The sequence below is a fragment of the Terriglobia bacterium genome (assembly GCA_020072845.1).
Lineage (GTDB): Bacteria > Acidobacteriota > Terriglobia > Terriglobales > Acidobacteriaceae > JAIQGF01.
Window position 1 is genome coordinate 138,362 of record JAIQGF010000007.1, and the last position, 18,509, is coordinate 156,870.

Below are 18,509 nucleotides of genomic sequence, written 5' to 3' on the forward strand. Positions count from 1 at the left end.
TCATGCAACCGGCGCCTGCGGTTGATCAACGTTGGGTTTCGGTTTACGGGAAGAACCACCGAATGGCAGCGAACGCGACGTGCTCGGTGCCCTCGGGAGTACCGTGTGGGCTGAGCACGGGGGTGCTACGCCATCCGCTACGTTTAATCCACTCATATTCAAGCCCCACGCGCAAAGTGCCGGCAGGGCCCTTGTAAAAGCTGTGCCATATCACGGGCGTTACCTCAAAAATAGCACGGTTGTCGGCGTTGCAGTTCGTGCCACCCTCGGTGTAGCACCCGACCTGGCTTTGCGTGCGATAGCCGTAGCCGCCACTTCCGCCAGCTCCGAACTCTGTTCGGTCGTAGTACTCAGCTCCGGTATACAGGTAGACATCGGTGAGCGGGGTGGGGTGACCTTCGATTCCGAACATGCCGATCCCCCCCAGAACCCCTTGCAGACCTCCGTTGGCTTTGACGATCACGTCCGGGCCTCCGGCAGGACCATAGCGCCCGACCCCTTTGCCCGCCAAGGTGTTGATAAGGACATCCACCTTCTTGGGAACCACGTGGAATGTGGCGTTGAAAGTGCCGGCGCCAGTCGCGGCCACGTTGTTCGAACCGCCTGACCTGGCAGCAGCATCCGTGACCACGCGGTCGCGGAAGAAGCGTACGATGCCGCCGAGTTCAATGTGGGCGAAGCTGGGCTCGAAGGCGATCTTGCCCACGAAGTCAGGAGCGGCGTCGGTCGTCACTGCGGCGGAGAAGCCGGATCCCTGGACGCCGGCCGTAACGGCGTTGGCGGGTGCCCCCACCGTAACGTACTTCTGTTCCGGATTCTCAACCGCAAATGCGGCCCATGCCTTGTTGTTGAAGTTCTTGGTAACGCGGAACGAGCCGAGGCGGGCATAGTGATAACCAACGAGGTAGGAAGCGTCGACGGTGGCGGGACGTTTCTCATTGGCCGGAGCGATGCCCTTTATATTCGGCGTCAACAGGCTCCAAGTCTGGCCTGCGAGGAAGGCAAGGCCATCTTTCTTTTCGACATTGACCCAGGCCTCTCGGACACGCGGATTGAAGCTGCTGCTGATGACTTCATTGGCGCCTACGCCCGCGCCCTCGAAGTCGATCTCGAAGTAGGCAATTGTTTTCAGCCCTTTGGTTTCGCCATCCGCCCTGAGGCTCAGGTTGGTATGGCGCGGGGTTATGCGAAACTCGGAAAGATGCGCATTGGACCCGGTGTTTGTGAACGGGAAGGTGCCGAGATTGCTAGTGGCGTCGGAACCGGTGTTTTGGTTGCGCCAGAGCCCATACAACGCGACGAAGCCGCCCGGTGTAAGTTTGACGCCTTTGTAGCGGAGCGAGACCGGCTCCTCAAGACCCTTGACGCGCTTCTCCATCCCTTGGACCGCCGTCGTGGTCGTTTTTTCGACCGTGGTGACATTCGTCCTCAGGGCTGCCAGCGCGTCCTCGTTTTGCTTGCTGCTGCTTTGCGCCGCCTGCGCGGTGCTCTGCGCCTGTTGCGCCGCCGATTGCAGCGAGTTCACCTGCTGCTGAACTTGCTGTACGGCCGCATCGCGGCGAGCAAGTTCGTCGCGCAGCATCTGGATCTGCTGTTGCTGCGCGCTCACCGCGTCGCGCAGCGTCTGCATCTCCGTCTCTTTCGTCGGCTTTGCCATCGGCTTCTTCGCCGTGGCAGCCGGCTTCTTCTTAGCTTTAGGTTTTGCGGTGGTCGCGGTGGTCGTGGTGGTGGTTGTGGTGGTTGTCGTTGTCTTTGGCTTTGCCGCCGTTTGCGCCAACAATGGGGCAGAAACCATTAACAGAAGAATACTTGCCAGCCAAGATCTCATCGTCTCTCTCCCCCTCTACGTCGGTGCTGCTGGGCCCAGACTCACCGATGGCGGCTTCGAGCTCTTGGCTCACCGCTGTCGCCTGCGACTGCTGAACAAGTGCTGAGTCACCGCCTCGGTTGTTGGAAAAAATGTGGTGATGCCGATTTTCACGCCAGACTTAGCCTTTGCTTCTCTCCGTCGGTTTGCCAGAAAGATACAAAGATACAAGGAATCCACGCCAACCTGCGGAAACAACGGATTAAGCCCGACCGAACAGCCCTATACTTAGCTCCCAACTGTGCACGTTCCAAGCCAAACAAACCTGGTAGAAGAATCAACTACTTACGCCAGTTCCCTGGCCCCCGATACTGACTCCGATTTTGAAAATCACAGCAATGTATGAAAAATGGGATCGGGGCTGTCCGCCGATGGAATTCGATACATCACAAATCGCAAATGAAAAAGCCCGCCTCTCAGTCAACTCCGCAGGTGATGCTGGATCGTCCCGCTTGAATTTCCGCAGCAATATAGGAAACAAACCGCGTAAATGCAAGTGATTAACGAACTTTTAACAATAACTGGGGTACATAAGTAGTTACACACTCCCCCACCGGTTTGCTGTCTCCCCTTCACATCGCCGCCTCGGGGCACCGCAGGTCACCGCCACCGCGCACCCTCGCTAGTCGGGCGTATGCCCCAACATGTCGTCGTGGCCCTCAAAGATCGGCGCCAGGTTCGTCATGGTGAACAGGTCTTTTAACCGCGGGGTCAGGTTGACGAGGTTGAGCGGCGCCCCGCCATGCTTGCAGGAGACGTACAAGCCCACCAGAGAACCCAGGCCGGAGCTGTCCACATAGTTGGTGCTCGTCAGATCGAGCACGATGCGTTTCTTTTCCGGGATCAGCCCGCGAACGGCAGCTTGCAGTTGATCGGTTGTTGCCGATGTGATCTTGCCGCTGCAGCGAATGATGTTTTCCGTCGGAGTTTTCTGCGTTTCCAGATTGATCTGGGCAGAGGGAACTACCGGATTTGCCGCCATATTGCCTCCTCCTGTTGAACTTAGTCGGGCGGGGAATCAGTGGAGGTTGGCGCGGCCCACCTCCGCGCCAGCCGCCTATGCTACTCCAACCGAACGTTTGCCTGAGACAACTTGCGGCGTAGTCGAGGTTGCCATGGCGTCAGCCTTCGCAATTGTCCTAGCCGCCACCGGCTTCAGCCACAGGAGTGCCAGAAACGCTGCGATCACGTCACAGGCGATCATCACCCAGAAGACCCGGCTCCAAGCTCCAGTCTTTTCAAACAACCACGCTGCGCCGAAACCGGCGAACAACGACGCCGTCCCTTTGGCGGTATAAACAATGCCATAGTTTGTCGTTGCCCACGTCTTTCCGAACAGGTCCCCGGTTATCGCCGGGAAGAGCGAGAAGATCTCGCCCCAGGCGAAAAAGCACAACCCGGACAGCACGATGAACCACAAGGGCTTGTGGATCAGTTGCAGGAGCGCGAACACCGCTGCCGCCTCCGCCATGAAGGCGATGAACATGGTGTTCTCACGGCCAATGTGGTCCGACACCCAGCCCCAGAAGGGGCGGGTCACGCCATTGAGGAGTCGGTCGACCTCGATGGCCAGCACCAGCGCCGTCATGCCGCCGAACACGACGACCTTGTCCACCTTATAAGACGCCGCCATCGGGTTCAGCTGCGCGGTCACGACCAGCCCGCCGAAGGCGACCATGGTCATCATCAGGTAGACCACCCAGAACGATCCGGTGCTCACCATCTGCCAGGGCGTCATGTCCACCGCCGAGCTGCGGACTTTGGCCTTGATCAGCACTTCCTTTTGCTTCCAATCGGAGGTGCCAACTGTCCCGGGTTACACCCGCCGGCTTACGCCGGCGGGTTATCGGCTGCCAAATCTTTTTCGAACGGAATCACGCCCGGGATCAGCCATTTGGTCCACATTTCATCGATCTTGCTCTGGAAATAATCCAGATCGTCGTTGGTGAAGTGCGCGAACCGACCCTGCCGCAGCAGGTAATCGCGAACCGGCTTGCGCGGTATCTTCTTGTCGGCGATCTGCTGCGTTCTCCCCGTGAGCCGCAGCTTGCCATCCTCAACTTCGTAAAGCGGCCAAATGCCGGTCTGGACGGCCAGTTCACCCAGCTCGTGCGACTGGATCGGATCGTAATCCCATCCCTTGGGACACGGATCCAGCGAGTGAATAAAGGTCGGCCCGCCGATCGTCAGCGCTTTGCGAATGCTGTTCATACCATGTAAGCCATAGGACATGCAAATGGTAGCGACGTACCGGCAGGTCGGATGTCCCACCGCCATCAGGCCCGCCATGTTCTTTTTCCAGCGGTGGTGCATGATGCGCTTCACCGTTCCGGGCGTGCTGAAGGTGGTGTTCGCGCCCCAGGGCGTGCTGCCGGATAGCTGGATGTCGGTGTTGGCATACGACTCATTGTCGTACAGCAGGATGAGGAGGTTGTAGTCGGGATGGGTCATGGTCGCCGAGATCGCGCCCAGGCCCATGTCGGCGCCGCCGCCGTCGCCGCAGAACGCAATGACGTTGATCGGCTCCTTCTTCATCTTGCCCTTGCGCATCTGGGCCTTCAGTCCGGCCGCCGCTCCCAGCGCCGCCGAGCCGCTGCTTCCCAGTTGGGTGTGCATCCACGGCACCACCCACGACGTGCTGTAGTAGGTGGTGTTCGCCACGTACATGCAGCCCGTGCTGCCCAGCACGATGGTGCGCGGGCCCGCTGCCTTCACCATCATCTTCATGACCAGCGCCGACTCGCACCCCTGGCAGGTGCGGTGCCCCGAGGTGAAAAACTCGTGCGTCGGGATTTTCTTGACTGACTTGAACGGATCCAAATGTTGCGTTGGATCAATCTGTATGATTGTCGCCATAACTCCTCACCCTTTCGTCTGATCTTGTAGGGAACGCGCCTTCGCCCGTGGGCTACTCGCGCAACCCAATCCATTGCGTCAACGGCTGCGCCTTGCCTTCCGCGGCCTTGTAGACGGAATCCGTGATTCTCTCCACGTCCGGGATGGTCACCTCGCGCCCGCCCAGGCCGCAGATGAAGTCCAGCACGGGCGGCTTCTTGCCTGCTCCCGGATACAGCGCGTTGCGCACCTCGCCGGCCAGCACCCCGCCGAGATGCGGCGAACCGAACGAGTAATCGCGGTCGATCACGCCCACCGCCTTGAACCGGGACAGGCACTTGGCCACGCCGTCGGCATCGAACGGACGGAACCAGCGCATACGCACGAACCCGACCTTCTTCCCGGCCTTGCGCATCTGGCGGATCGCGACCTTCACCGGCGTGGACAGCGTGCCCATGCCCATCAGCACCACGTCGGCATCGTCGGTCTCGTATTCGTCGAAGAACGGGTTGCCATACGACCGTCCGAAGATGCGCTCGAAGTCGGCGTACGCTTCCTTGATGACGCCGAATGTTCTCTCCATCGCGGCGTAGCCCTGGCGCCGGATCTCCATCACCCAGTCTTCGTTCGCTTGCGGGGCGACCGTAATCGGGTTGTCGGGATGCAGCAGGAGATCGGCGCGGTTATACCTGGGCAGGAATTCGTTGACCTTCTGCTGTGAGGGGACCTTGACCAGCGATTGCGAGTGCGTCAGGAAGGCGCCGTCGCAACTGATGGCGCAGGGCAGGAAGATGCGCCGGTCCTCGGCCACGCGATACGCGATCAGGGTGGTGTCCAGGGCCTCCTGGCCGCTGTCCACCCAGTTCAGCATCCAGCCCAGGTCGCGGACCGTCAGCGCGTCGTTGTGTTCCGTGCCGAAGGCGCCCGGGTCGTCGAGCGCCCGGTTGCCGACCATGCACACCATGGGAAGACGCAGTGCCGGCGTCACCGTCAGCGCTTCCATCGCGTACATCCAGCCCACACCGCTGGAGCCGCAGAAGACACGCGCCCCCACCGCGGAGGCGTGCTTCACGATTTCAAACTGCGAGTGTTCGCCTTCGGCCACGATGTATTCGCAGTCCATCTCGCCGTTCGACACCAGCTTCGAGATGTACTGCATCACCGTGTCGTAGGGGCGGATGGGATACGCCGTGATCACATCCACGTCGGCGAGCTGACAAGCGACCGCAATCGCTTCGGCTCCGGTGATGAGCGCTGTCTTTTCTACACTCTTCTTTTCGTCTATCGCAGGGGCTATTGTCGCCATGACTTCTCTTCTCCTCGCGTCTTAGCTTTCTTGGGCGATTTGCAGCATCTCGCCGACCTGTTCCTGGTACTGGCCGAGATAGCGGAAGCCATGCGACCGCTCCGGCCGGTGTTCGATCTTTTCGTTCAGCCACTTCAAGTAGCCGGTCGAATCCTTGCGCCACATTTCCCACTGGCTGCCGTTGTCCTTGAACTCGGTTTCGGCCACCATGGTCACGCACTTGTCCACCGGGCAAACCGCTTCGCAAACGCCGCAACCGCAGCAAGCTTCCATGTTGGCGTCGTACAGGCCTTCCGGCGTCACGTCGAAGCAGGTGTCCGGGCACTGTAGCCAGCACAGCGTGCACTTGATGCAGGTCTCGAAATTCACCACCGGCCGCATGGTGCGCGTGGAGAACTTCTTGAACGTCGGGTTTCGGTCCGGACGGATGCCGCCCATCACGTGCGTGGTCGGGTCCTCCATCTGCTTGCCCGCCGTAATGCACGGGATCGCGACACCCTCGCCCATTTCATGCCACTTCGGCAGGTCGAACTTGTAGGGCGTCTCCGGATTGCCCTGCCCCGGTTTCACCGCTACCTTGGTGACCCGGTTGTACGACTTCTCCGCCGACGTCACCTTCAGCGGGTCTTTCCACTCGCTTTGAATCGTCTGCTTGATCGCGTCCAGGCTGAAGATTTCCGGCAGCACCTTGGCGATCGCGCCCATGATGCGCACATCGCTGTGGTCGTCTTTGAACACCCACAGTCCGGAAAAACTCCTGGTGCCCTTCACGATCGCCAGGTTGTACGGCGTGTCCTTGCTGTGGGCCATGCCGATCAGAGTCTCCGGCGGCTCCATGGAGGTGATGATCAGCGTCCCGCCGGGCTTGGTCAGCTTGTTGATCGGCTGGAGTCCATACCATGCCCAGGACTCGACACCCTTGCACAGCGTGTCATCCACGCAGATGGTGACGTCCACTTCCTTGGGTTCGTATTTCGCCATGCCTTCCTGGAGCGTCTGCTCGTCGGTGGCAACGATGGCGAAGTTCTTGGCCGGAATGCCGTTGCGCTCCGGGCTGTCGCCGTAGCGGCCGAAGCTGATCCCCGGCTTCCCGTCCAGGTGCGCCGCCAGCACGATGGCACGGCTGATGTTGTTGGCCAGTTTCTTCTGGAATATGCCTCGATAAACGATCTCGACCGCGAACAACCTGCCCATCACGTCCTCCGCTCTGTCAAAACTTCGTGAGTACGATCTTCTCCACTGACTCGATGTGCCGGCACATGGCAGTTTCCGCGCCGATCGGATCCTGGCGCTTGATCGCGTCCAGGATGTCCCGGTGGCCGGCCATGGAACGCTCCGGCCTTCCTTCCACCTGCAATGACCGCTCGCGCGTTTCGCGCAATAAGTCCATCAGTACGTCCAGCACCTTCAGCACCACGCTGTTGTCGGCTGCCAGCGCAATCGCGTAGTGAAAATCGTTGTCCTCTTCAATCGCAAGTTCGCCGCCCCGCATCTTCTCTTCCTGGCGCCGCAGGATGTTGTCCATCTCCGCGACTTCGTCCGAGGTGGCGTGCACCGCCGCCCGTGCCGCCAACGGTGGCTCGATCATCTTGCGCACCTCGAGCAGTTCACCCACCAGCTTGCGTTTTTGCACGAGCACTTGCGTGAGTGGATTGACCACGGCATCGGCGGCGTGTTCGCGCACCACGGTGCCCAACCCCTGCCGCGCTTCCACCAGGCCCGACATTTCCAGTGTGCGGATCGCGTCACGGATCGAACTGCGGCTCACGCCGAACATGTCGGCCAATTGCCGCTCCGGCGGAAGCCGGTCACCCGTCTTCATCTTCTCCGTGATCATCTTTTCGATTTGCCGGGCGATCTCTTCATAGATCCGGTTGCGCCGGACTGCTTCGAACTCGGGTTTGACGGCCGGGCTCATGACTTCCATAGGGCGGAATTCCCGTTCCGGGAATTGGTCCGATGACCGGACCAATTCTACGCCGCTTGTGGACACGCATGTCAACAGCTTGGAAAACTTTTTATTTCCTTTCTTATGAGCAAGATATGTCCGGTATGGCGTTTGCGAGTTTTCCACAGCCTGCCGATTCCCGCACTACTGGCCGCTTCCCACGGTGTGCCTCATTAAACACCAATGTCCTCGCGGCTCTGGTTGCATCCGCCCCATGCGCTTTTGCTCGTGCAATGCAAGAAACCTATTTTCGGAATCAGTCTTTCCGATTTCGCTCTTGGCGCGCGCGAACCGAATGGGTGGCCTGCTCCACAACGCGTCGTGAACGCTGGCTCCGCGGGCGAACGAAACGAATGCAGGTAATAGATTTTTCTTGTGGTCCCGTGCCTCGCACCACGAGATATTTTTGCGTCCGCGATGTTGCCCCTGAGATCAAAGCGGAATACAGTTCGCAACCAAATTTCACGGGGCGACTCGGCACAACATTTTCCTTGATTTCCCATTCAGGAGGCGACACATGAAGTGGGGCGCTGCCAGTACATCCGCGCTTGCTCTGATGGTCGCTGCCAGCCTCTGTTCCGGCGCGCAGCAGACTTCGAAAACGAAAACGACGAAGAAGAGCTCCATGCCAGCGGGAAAGCACTACACCTTGCCCGCGACCAAGGAGAACGTGCAGTGGGGCTGGTTCGACGTCAATGAGAAGCCGCGGCTCACGATCAATTCCGGCGATACCGTCTCGATCGAGACCTGGTACCACGCGCTCGACGCCATCAAGCCGGCGCCGACCGATCACACCATCGCCGGCCCGCAGATGGACGAACTGGGGCGTTTGCGCAAAGCCAATCCCGGCGGGGGCCCACACTCCATCACCGGACCGATTTACGTCGAGGGCGCCGAACCCGGCGATACGCTCGAGATCCGGTTCCTCAAAATCGTTCCCAAGGAATACGGGCAGAACTTCAATCTTCCCGGCAAAGAGTTCCCCACGGGTTTGCTGCCCAAGGAATTTCCCGAAGGCTTCGTTCGCTACTACCAGTTCGACCTGAAGAAGATGCAAACCGAATTCAAGCCGGGCATCATGGTCGACCTCAAGCCGTTTCCCGGGATCATTGCCGTGGCGCCTGATCCGGCCGAGCCCAAGGAAAAGGCCGGTCCGCCGATCAAGGATGCCAAGGGACGCACCAGCACGCTGCGTCCGTGGAAGAACGGATCGAACATGGACCTGAACGAACTGCAGGCAGGCTCGACCTTGTATCTGCCGGTGTTCGTGAAGGGCGCACTGATCTGGACCGGGGACTCGCACTGCCGCCAAGGCAACGGCGAGATGAACCTGGAAGCGATTGAGTGCGCCTACAAGGAGATCGAGATCCAGCCCATCGTGCACAAGGGCATGAAGACCGATTGGCCGTGGGCGGAGACGCCGACGCACTGGATCTTCCTCGGCTTCGACGAAGACCTCACCGAAGCCACCAAGATCGCGGTGCGCAACACCATCGACTGGCTCTCCACGCAGAAGATGGTGCCCATGGACCGCTACGAGGCGTACGCACTCACGTCGATCGCCGTGGACTGCGACATCACCCAGATGGTGGACATCCGCAAGGGCGTCCACTGCATGGTTCCGAAGTCGATTTTCGTAAAGAAATAAACGGGGGAAACGCAACCGCGGATTCACACGGATTTTCGCTGATCAATTTCCGATCCGCGTCAATCCGCGTCAATCCGCGGTTAGTCTTGTTTGCGCCAGCTCGAATTTCAACTCACCCAACTTTTCCAGGCTGCACGCAATCTTGTCTCCCGGCTTCAGCCATACCTGCTTGTCCTTGGGCATGCCGTTGATCACGCCGTGGGGAGTGCCGGTATAAATAATGTCGCCAGGCTTCAGCGTCATGTGCTTCGAGATGTAGGCGATCAACTGCTTGCACGGGAAGATCATGTCGTTGGTGTTCCACGACTGCCGCGTCTCGCCGTTGACCCGGCACCCCAGCTTCAGATTCTGCGGATCAATCTGGTCGGCCGTCACCATGTACGGTCCCACGGGCGCGAAGCCGTCGGGCGTCTTGCCGATCAGCCACTGTCCGCCACGCTCGTATTGCAGGTCGCGCGCCGTGAAATCGTTGCCCGTGGCGTAACCGGCGACATAGGAGAGCGCATCCGCCTCGCTCACGTTGTGCGCCGTCTTACCCATGACGATCACCAATTCGATCTCGTAGTCGAACTTCTCCGCCACTTTGGCGGTGCGTGGTCAGCGGGCTGGCTCTACGCTCGCCGTTTCCTTCACATACGCAGGGCTGAGCGTGTTCTTCTTCTTCGCAACCTGCAGCAGCGTTGGATAGAACTGCACGAAGGTCGTGTCAACGGCGGCGTGTTGCTGGTGGCAGGAGTAGCAGTCGGCGGAAGTGGGGATCATCTTCCCCGGCTTTTCGTCGTCAAAGCCAAAGAAGGCCCACTTTCCGGGAAATTTCGCCTCATCCTTTATATGAACTTCCACCCCCATGAATTCGGCGTTTTGGAATTTTCCGGCATGGTTGATGGAGCCCTTGGATTCGGCGCCGCGGACTTCCAGCACCAGGATGGTTTTATCGGGCCACGTGCCGGTTTCGAGGAACGCCTTGTAAGCCTCGGGATTGACAAAGACGTTGTCGAACATGGAGTGGTTCATCGCCATCGCGCGCGGGTTATAGCTCATGTCAATGCCCGAACTCAGGAAGATCCACTCGCGGTAACCGGCGGGAAACTCCATTTTTCCGTCCGCGGTGTATCGCGGACTGAGCGGGGTCTTCACCGCCATTTGTGCCTGCATGGAATCAGCGGCGTAATGCAACGCGAGCACGACAAGAAATCCAGACAGCAGATATGCGAGTTTCCTGAGCACGCCTCACCCCCACTCACAAACAGACGTTTGATCTGTAAATACGTGAGCCGGTGACAATTGGTTCCGGGACAAAATGTCGCATCGCACGTTTCGTCCCTGCCACGGTTGGGCCATGCGCAGGCGGCAAAAAGCAGCTAGAATGCGCGCCACAATCGGAGGTTTTATGGCACAGCGCATTCTGCTGGCGGGAATCCTGGGGGGCATTGCAATGTTTGCCTGGTCGTCCATTGCGCACATGGTTCTGCCGCTCGGCATGACCGGCATCGGCGAAATTCCCAACGAACAGGCGGTCTTATCCGCCATGCAGACCTCCATGGGGGGACGCTCGGGCATGTACATGTTTCCCGGCATGGGGCTGGGGCCGAGTCCGAGCATGAAAGACGTGAACGCTGCCATGCCGCAGTATGAAAAAAAGCTGGCGAGCAATCCGCAGGGGCTGCTCATTTATCATCCGCCGGGCGGCAAGGCGATGGAGCCGCGCCAACTGGTGACCGAGTTCGTCACCGAGGTGGTCGAGGCGCTGCTGGCGGCATGGCTGCTGTCGCGGACGCGCCTGGCAAGCTATGCCGCGCGCGTCGGATTCGTGTTCGTCGTCGGGCTGGCGGCCGCAATCCCGACCAACATTCCCTACTGGAACTGGTACGGTTTCCCGGGCAGCTACACGGTCGCGTACATGACCATCGAAATCGTGGGCTTTCTCGTCGCAGGACTGGTCGCGGCGGCGGTGCTGAAGCGGCCGATGTCGGAGGCAATGGCAGCAGGCCGGTAGAAGCTGGCGACCGCACGCCCGGCCCCCCCTACGCTCTTACGGGCGGCAGTGCTGATGCCGACGGCGTTGTGATTTGGGCTCGCTAGGCGTAGTCGATGGGATGCCGATCGAGCCAGTGCTCGTCGCGAACTCTGCCGATGTTTCTCATAGCACCGGAAGCGATGCTGGCGCCCAGACGACGGCTTTCCCAGGCGACGCCCGCGCCGAACCCAACCACGCAACCAAGAACGCCGGAGGTGAAGGCGCGCGCGGCGGACCTGTGCCGGCTGCCAGGATGACTTCCGAAGAAACCGAGGAACGCGCCGAGTGCCGCGGGCGCCAAAGCAATCCGCGCTGATCGATTCAAGAAGGGGCTGAGGCGCGCTCCGCCAAGGAATGCTTGCTCACCGGAACGCGCTCCCTCCAGCCCTGAGTCCAGAAGCTTCCGGCCGTAGTGAAGATTGGAACTCGACCACTGGCGCAAGGTCATTGCTGCCCCCATTCACATACGAAGCTCTGCCGCGGCCCCAGGTCTGCCGTTCAGTCCGCGGCCATGAGTGTCGGCGCCGGCCGCCTCGCCCGTGGCTGGGTAGCCGGAGACCGAGTCGGCGACGGCGGAAGAGGCAAACCGAGTGTGTGCACCTGGGCTTCAGGCGCCGCTTCTTGCACTGGTTTCAGCCTGGCCGGCGGCCGGGCGACAGCCCGTTCCTCGAACAGAAGCCGGCGAAGAGAACGGAGATCGTTGAGGATCCGCCGGCTCTTGTTCAAATGCAGCTCCAACCTCTCCAGGTTATACGCGGCCAGTCGCAAGGCATCCAAGCGGCGCGGAGCGTTCGAGGTCAACTCGCGCTGAAGGTCGGATTCAATTTCTCGCTTGGCGTCGGCGACGGAATCGGAGAACAAGCTGATGAAATCGTGCGCGCTCTCGATGCTGTCAAAAGGACTTCCAGATGTATGGGTCATCGTCGTCCTCTTTTCTGCGGTTGAAGGTCTAGGCATCGATCGACGGCAAGGCAAATCGCGACTGATGTTTTCACCTCGCGGAAAAATCTTCAGTGACACGTAGCACCAAATCGGGTGACGAGGGGCGGGTGATGGCGCAAAGTGGGAAACCGGCATCCCGTTTTTGCATGGTTCCAAACTTGAATTGAAACGCTCCTGATTCGGGAAAATTGGCTGCAAGTACCGCGTTGTGTGATGGGCCTCACAGCAGACAGAAGGGGTGAAAACCATAATGCCCACGCCAGAAGATCGATACCGGCTGCGAGTGGCAGTTACCGAGCGAGGTCATCATTAGCACCGACAGTTGCTGCCTTTCGAGCGTGAAACCGCCGCCCCATGGACATGCAATCACCCGCGCACGCGACCTACTGGTTGATCCAGGGGAAGATACTGTACCTCGCGCTTCACCTGCTGGGCCTGGCGTGCTTTTCCTGCATCGTGGCCAGGCGGCTGGCGCCACTGGTACGGGGCGAACGCGATTTTCGTTTTGATCGCCCGTGGTTGCGCCTGGGCAGGGTCCTTCAGTTTTGGTTGGGGCAGTGGAAGCACCCTCGCTTCCCGACGGCGGGAATCCTCCACATCCTTGTTTTTGCCGGCTTCATCATCCTGGCGGCGCGGGCATTCACTCTCCTGGTTCTCGGAGTGGACGACGGCTTCGTCATGCCGGGCTTCTCGGGGAGCGCCGGTCACGTCTACGACGTTATCCGGGACTATGCCACCACTCTGGTGTTCGTCTGCATGGCCGTTCTCATCATCCGCCGGGCGGCATTTAAACCGGCGCGGTACGCGGTGCCGGCAAAGTACGGCAAGGGTCATGCCGCCGACGCGATCTTCCTCCTGACGCTGATTGCGACCTTGATGCTGGCCGACAGCATCTTTGACGCGGCCAAGGCAGCCGCGCAGACGCGACAAGGTCAACCCATTGAATTCCTGGCGGCCTTTTCCCTGCCGTGGCTGTTGAAGAGTGTTTTTCTCGCCAGTTCGCTGTCCACTCTGCAGCACCTTCACCTCGGCGCTTACTTTCTGCACGAAGTGACCTTCTTCTTTTTGCTGTGCTACCGGCCTTTTGGGATCCAGTTCCACGTGGAAACGTCGCTGTTCACGATCTATTTCGCGAAGTTAGACCGGGAGATCCTCAAGCCGGTGCGGTGGGGTGTGAGCGATGAGCAACTGAACCAAGTGAAATCCTTCGGGGTGAAGACATTCACCGATTTCACCTGGAAGCACATGCTGGATTTCTATTCCTGTGCCGATTGCGGCCGGTGCGCGGACCAATGTCCGGCGAACGCGGTGGGCAGGCCCTTGTCGCCAAGATTCCTGACCATCAAGGCGAGAGATTACAGCTTCCGACACTACCCGGTACTCGGACGGTCCGGCAACGGCACGCCCCTGATCGGCGGGATTTACTCCGAAGACGAAATCTGGTCCTGCACGACCTGCGGCGCTTGCGAGCAGGAATGCCCGCTGTTGGTGGAGTACGTCGACAAGATCGTCGATTTGCGCCGCGGCATGATTGACGACGGCAAGGTCCCGCAGACTCTGCAGAAGCCGCTGAAAGCTCTCGAGAGCCGTGGCAACCCGTACGGAAAGCTGGAAAAGAAGAAAGCAGACTGGACGAAAGCGAAAGAGTTGCAGCCGGCCTGCGCGGTCAAGATCCTGGACGGGGCCAACGGCGCGGACACTTTGTACTTCGTGGACAGCATGAGCTCGTATGACGACCGCATGCAGGCGATCGCGCGCGCCACGGCGAGGATTCTCAGCCACACAGGGACGAACTTCGGGATCCTGGGCGCAGCGGAAAAGGACAGCGGCCATGAGGTGCGGCGGTTTGGCGAAGAGACGCTGTTCATGGCCTTGCGGGACCACAACGTGGAGGCGATCAAAGCATCGGGCGTGCAACGGATCGTTACCTCCGACCCGCACGCCTACAACGCGTTGAAGCACGATTACCGGGATGTGCCGCCGGTGGAACACATCAGCCAGGTGATCGCCCGCGAAGTAAAGTCCGGCAACATCAACTTCACACCCGCAGAAAACGGAAACGTTTACACCTATCACGACGCCTGCTACCTGGGCCGGCACAACCAGATTTACGACGAGCCGCGAGCCGTGCTGGACGCGATCCCGGGTCTCCAGCGAGTCGAAATGCGCCGTTCGCGCGACCGTTCGTTCTGCTGCGGCGGCGGCGGGCTGATGCTGTTTTACGAGCCGAAGGAAGAACAAAGGATGGGCGTGTTGCGGGTGAAGATGGCGGCCGAGGCGGGGGCAAACGTGATCGTGACTGCGTGCCCGTTCTGCATGGCCAATATGGAAGATGCGATCAAGGTTGCGGGCCTGGAAGGAAAGATGACCGCCATTGACCTGGCGGAGCTGGCCGACAAGCACCTGGCGCGCGAAGGCGCGCCGGCATTGTGAAGAAGGATCAGGGACCAAAACAAGGCGTGGAGGTTTTGACGTGGAAATTCTAGTGTGCGCAAAACGCGTGCCGGACACTTCGGAGAACGAAATCGAGATCAACAGCGCAGGCAACGACATTGAGCGCGACGACCTGGTGTACTCGGTCAACGAGTGGGACAACTACGCCGTGGAAGAGGCGCTGCAGATCGTGGGCCGGGTCGGAGGAGACGTCACCGTGGTTACCGTGGGCGGCGAGGACGATGAGGAAGTGCTGCGCCGAGAGATGGCGATGGGAGTCAAGCGCGGCGTGCTCCTCTCCGACGATGCGTTCACCGGGTCCGACGGCGCGGGCATCGCCACAATCCTGAAAGCCTTCGTGCAGAACGGTCATTACGACCTGATCCTCACCGGTGTGCAGGCGGCGGACGGGTGCGCTCAGGTGGGCGGCATGCTGGCGGCGATGCTGGACTATCCGTTTGCGTCCCTGGTGAATTCGATCGAAGAGCTCGATGGCACGAAGCTGAAGGTGACACGCGAGGTGGAGGGCGGGGACAAGGAGATCAACGAGATCGATCTGCCATGCGTGCTCTCGATTCAGACCGGCATTAACGAGCCGCGCTACGTCGGCATGCGCGGCATCCGCCAGGTTGCGTCCATTCCCATTCCGACGCTGGGCGCGGCGGGCCTGGGCCTTGCGCCAACAGCGGCAGGAGCGGCGGCGGCGAAAGTCAAACGCACGGACTACTTCATGCCGGTGCTCGGCAAAGGCGCCGAGATGCTCGAAGGCAGCGGCGAAGAGATGGCCGACAAAGTGATTGAGCTGATGAAAGCCAAGGGAGGGTTGCGATGAGGATTTTCGCGTACATCGAGCACAAGGCCGGAGCGGCCGACGATTCCGCGGCTGAGCTGGCGGCGGCCGCAAGAAAGATCGATCCCTCGACGCTGCCCACGGCGATTGTCACCGGTTGGGGCGCGGACCTGGATGCCGTCTGCCAAGCCCTCCCGGGTTCTTATGGCGAGATATGGAAGATGGCGCACGAGGCCCTTGCCTACCCGAACGCCGAGCTGGTGCGGCAGGCGCTGGTGAAGGTCTTGCCGCGCGGCAGCATCCTGCTGGTCCCGCACGATCACTTCGGGCTCGATTTGTCACCGGGACTTTCCGTGAAGTTGAACGCAGCGTTTGTCCCCGACGTGTTGCAGATTGAGGCAGTGGACGGGACTCATCTCAACCTGGTCCGCCAGGAATTCAGCGGGCAGGTTAGCGCACATGTGCGCTGCGACATTTCCGCGGGAGCGGTGATCAGTGTGCGGCCGGGCGCGTTCAAGCCGCTGGAGAGCGCCGCCACCGCGGCCCCGGTGGTCGAGAAGTCATCCGCAATCGGCGCGCTGGCCGCGAAGCGGCGCTATCTCGGACGGCTGGCGGCGGAGGCGGGCGATGTGGACATCAGCAAGCAACCCATCCTGGTCTCCGTCGGGAGAGGAATCCAGGAGCAGGACAATGTGGCGATCGCACAGGAACTGGCCGACGCGATGGGCGCAGTGGTGAGCTGCTCGCGTCCGGTGGTGGATGCCAAGTGGATGCCAAAGTCGCGCCAGGTCGGGACATCGGGAAAGACAGTGAAACCGAAGGTGTACTTGGCGTGCGGTATCAGCGGGGCCTTCCAGCACCTGGCCGGGATCAAGGGGAATGCATTCATCATTGCCATCAACAAGAACCCCAGAGCTCCCATCTTCCAGGTGGCCGACGTTGGAATCGTCACCGACATGCTGGAGTTCCTGCCGCAGTTGACCAACAAGATCAACGAAATGCATTGCGTGAAGCACTGAGAGGCACTGGCCATGATTGCAAACAAAACGCTGAAACTCAGCTTGAAGTCGCTCCGGGACTTCGCCAAGAAACGCCTGCCGGACGAGACGCTTCTGGACCTGGACGAGCGCGACGAATGTCCGCTGGAAATTGTTCAGCACATGTGCAGCCCCGACAAGCTCGGGATCCAGCTCCTGTTCATTCCCGAAGACTACGGCGGCATGGGCGGAGGGGCGTTCGACGTGTACTGCGTCTGCGAGGAGATGGCGCGCATTGACCTGGGCATCGCCACCGCCGTGCTGGCCACCTTCCTGGGCAGTGATCCGATCAGGGTCGGTGCGACTCCGGAGCAAAAGAAGAAGTGGCTGAGCCGCATCGCCGACGAGGGAATCCTGTTCGCCTACGGCGCCACCGAACCGGAAGCGGGCAGCGACCTGGGCGCACTAAAAACGACGGCCGATCCCGTCAAACAGGATGGACGGACGGTGGGTTACAAGATCAACGGCAACAAGCAATGGATCAGCAACGGCGGCGTAGCCGACGCGTACACCGTGCTGGCGAACACGCCCGCGGGTCCGGGTTGGTTCATCGTGGAAAAGGGCGCCAAGGGTTTTACGCACGACGAACCCGAAGAGAAACACGGCATCCGCCTGAGCAACACGGCTGCGCTCGCGTTCAATGACGTCTACGTGGACGCCGACCGGCTGATCGGCGGCGTGGAAGGACAGGGATTGCTCCAAGCGCAGGCCGTATTCGGTTACACGCGCCTGATGGTGGCGGCGTTTGGCCTGGGCGCGGGCTGGGCCGCGCTCGATCGCGCCATACCCTACTCGACCAAGCGCATCCAGGCCGGCGCGCCACTCTCGGAAAAGCAGGGCTATACGCACAAGCTGATCGTGCCGCCGGTGGCTCGGCTTGAGGCCGCCCGCGCATATATCGAGGAAACGGCGGCGCGCATTGACGCCGGCGGCGAAGGCAGCTTGAACACCGAAGGCGCGATTGCGAAGTACATGGCAACCGAGGCCGGCAATCAGGCTGCCGAAGCCAGCATCCAGGCACTCGGCGGCTATGGCTACACGCACGAGTACATGGTGGAGAAGATCAGCCGCGACGTTCGCATTACCACCATCTACGAAGGCACCTCCGAGATCATGGAGATGACGATCAGCCGCGACCGCTGGCAGGTGCACTTGAAAACACGCGGCCAGCACTACCACGAAGAGGCGCGCAAGCTGGAGGCGCTGCACGCGCGGCATCCGGACGTGGGCGCCGGGATCGCTGCACTGGCGTCGCATGCCTTGGCCGAAGTGATGGAGCGGGCGAGGGTCGCGCGCCTCACCCGCTACCAGCACATTCTCCTGCGCCTCGGCGAGCTGATCGCTTTCGCCGAATGTGCCGGCTGTTTATCTCGCCGGGCGGCGCTCGCGTCGGAAAACCGGCTGCACGAGAAAACGAATCGCCGTTTCGATGCGACCGCTTTGGAAATGCTCAGCCGGGTTTTTGCGCGCGAGGCAGCACTCAAGGTCGCGCAAGAAGGATTGCGTCTGGTCATCGGCGCGGGCGGCGTAGCTGACGCCGACCTGCCAGCGTTGGAAGCGGCTTTACAAATGCCCGCCATTCACCGTGCACAAGCGGGTTGGTTGGCCGACATGGATAGCATTGCGGACGTCCTCTACGATCGCGCCGCCAAGAGCGCACTCAAGAGCGCACTCATGTCCGCCTAA

18 protein-coding genes are annotated in these 18,509 nt (G+C 60.6%); 7 read left to right on the forward strand and 11 right to left on the reverse strand.

Annotated features, from left to right (window positions below; translation table 11 throughout):
• Positions 1-43: 43 nt before the first annotated feature.
• Positions 44-1,657 (reverse strand): hypothetical protein, encoded by a 1,614-nt coding sequence (locus tag LAN70_07060; protein MBZ5510914.1) that lies wholly within the window; start codon positions 1,655-1,657, stop codon positions 44-46.
• A gap of 13 nt (positions 1,658-1,670) precedes the next feature.
• On the opposite strand from LAN70_07060, the gene LAN70_07065 reads away from it, so the two are divergent.
• A complete protein-coding gene (locus tag LAN70_07065; protein ID MBZ5510915.1) occupies positions 1,671-1,934 on the forward strand; it encodes a hypothetical protein in 264 nt (87 codons plus the stop codon).
• Between the two features lie 555 nt (positions 1,935-2,489).
• On the opposite strand, the gene LAN70_07070 is transcribed toward LAN70_07065, so the two are convergent.
• The 6 genes from LAN70_07070 to LAN70_07095 form a co-directional block, all read right to left on the reverse strand.
• The gene (locus LAN70_07070) at positions 2,490-2,849 is read right to left on the reverse strand and encodes an STAS domain-containing protein (protein ID MBZ5510916.1); all 360 of its coding nucleotides are present in this window, start codon (positions 2,847-2,849) and stop codon (positions 2,490-2,492) included.
• A 75-nt stretch (positions 2,850-2,924) separates the two neighbouring features.
• Positions 2,925-3,644, reverse strand: coding sequence for an MFS transporter (locus LAN70_07075; GenBank protein ID MBZ5510917.1), 720 nt, complete (start codon positions 3,642-3,644; stop codon positions 2,925-2,927).
• Between the two features lie 53 nt (positions 3,645-3,697).
• On the reverse strand, positions 3,698-4,723 hold the full coding sequence (locus LAN70_07080; GenBank protein ID MBZ5510918.1) for a pyruvate synthase: 1,026 nt from the start codon (positions 4,721-4,723) through the stop codon (positions 3,698-3,700).
• A 52-nt stretch (positions 4,724-4,775) separates the two neighbouring features.
• Positions 4,776-6,008 carry a pyruvate ferredoxin oxidoreductase gene (locus LAN70_07085; protein ID MBZ5510919.1) on the reverse strand — a complete coding sequence of 411 codons (1,233 nt, stop codon included), beginning with the start codon at positions 6,006-6,008 and terminating at the stop codon, positions 4,776-4,778.
• Positions 6,009-6,029: 21 nt separating this feature from the next.
• A complete protein-coding gene (locus LAN70_07090; protein MBZ5510920.1) occupies positions 6,030-7,202 on the reverse strand; it encodes a (4Fe-4S)-binding protein in 1,173 nt (390 codons plus the stop codon).
• Between the two features lie 16 nt (positions 7,203-7,218).
• Positions 7,219-7,935 (reverse strand): FadR family transcriptional regulator, encoded by a 717-nt coding sequence (locus LAN70_07095; GenBank protein ID MBZ5510921.1) that lies wholly within the window; start codon positions 7,933-7,935, stop codon positions 7,219-7,221.
• 538 nt (positions 7,936-8,473) lie between these two features.
• Here LAN70_07095 and LAN70_07100 point away from each other — a divergent pair.
• Complete coding sequence (locus LAN70_07100) at positions 8,474-9,604, forward strand: acetamidase/formamidase family protein (GenBank protein MBZ5510922.1); 1,131 nt, start codon at positions 8,474-8,476, stop codon at positions 9,602-9,604.
• A gap of 69 nt (positions 9,605-9,673) precedes the next feature.
• Here the strand turns inward: LAN70_07100 and LAN70_07105 are convergent, their stop codons facing one another.
• Both LAN70_07105 and LAN70_07110 read right to left on the reverse strand, forming a co-directional pair.
• Positions 9,674-10,144 carry a fumarylacetoacetate hydrolase family protein gene (locus LAN70_07105; protein ID MBZ5510923.1) on the reverse strand — a complete coding sequence of 157 codons (471 nt, stop codon included), beginning with the start codon at positions 10,142-10,144 and terminating at the stop codon, positions 9,674-9,676.
• Between the two features lie 57 nt (positions 10,145-10,201).
• Entirely contained in the window at positions 10,202-10,759 is a 558-nt protein-coding gene (locus LAN70_07110; protein ID MBZ5510924.1) for a cytochrome P460 family protein, read from the reverse strand.
• Between the two features lie 235 nt (positions 10,760-10,994).
• Between LAN70_07110 and LAN70_07115 the strand changes: the two genes are divergently transcribed.
• On the forward strand, positions 10,995-11,600 hold the full coding sequence (locus LAN70_07115) for a hypothetical protein (protein ID MBZ5510925.1): 606 nt from the start codon (positions 10,995-10,997) through the stop codon (positions 11,598-11,600).
• Between the two features lie 82 nt (positions 11,601-11,682).
• Here LAN70_07115 and LAN70_07120 read toward each other — a convergent pair whose 3' ends face one another.
• Both LAN70_07120 and LAN70_07125 read right to left on the reverse strand, forming a co-directional pair.
• A complete protein-coding gene (locus tag LAN70_07120; GenBank protein ID MBZ5510926.1) occupies positions 11,683-12,069 on the reverse strand; it encodes a hypothetical protein in 387 nt (128 codons plus the stop codon).
• A 50-nt stretch (positions 12,070-12,119) separates the two neighbouring features.
• Entirely contained in the window at positions 12,120-12,542 is a 423-nt protein-coding gene (locus LAN70_07125; protein MBZ5510927.1) for a hypothetical protein, read from the reverse strand.
• A 375-nt stretch (positions 12,543-12,917) separates the two neighbouring features.
• Here LAN70_07125 and LAN70_07130 point away from each other — a divergent pair, with 375 nt between their 5' ends.
• From LAN70_07130 to LAN70_07145, 4 genes are read left to right on the forward strand one after another with little or no spacing between them, the layout of a single operon-like run.
• Positions 12,918-14,996: a (Fe-S)-binding protein gene (locus LAN70_07130; GenBank protein ID MBZ5510928.1), complete on the forward strand. Its 2,079-nt coding sequence runs from the start codon at positions 12,918-12,920 to the stop codon at positions 14,994-14,996.
• Between the two features lie 40 nt (positions 14,997-15,036).
• Positions 15,037-15,828 (forward strand): electron transfer flavoprotein subunit beta/FixA family protein, encoded by a 792-nt coding sequence (locus tag LAN70_07135; protein ID MBZ5510929.1) that lies wholly within the window; start codon positions 15,037-15,039, stop codon positions 15,826-15,828.
• Positions 15,825-16,805, forward strand: coding sequence for an electron transfer flavoprotein subunit alpha/FixB family protein (locus tag LAN70_07140; GenBank protein ID MBZ5510930.1), 981 nt, complete (start codon positions 15,825-15,827; stop codon positions 16,803-16,805). Before LAN70_07135 ends, LAN70_07140 begins: the two co-directional genes overlap by 4 nt.
• 12 nt (positions 16,806-16,817) lie before the next feature.
• The gene (locus LAN70_07145; GenBank protein MBZ5510931.1) at positions 16,818-18,509 is read left to right on the forward strand and encodes an acyl-CoA dehydrogenase family protein; all 1,692 of its coding nucleotides are present in this window, start codon (positions 16,818-16,820) and stop codon (positions 18,507-18,509) included.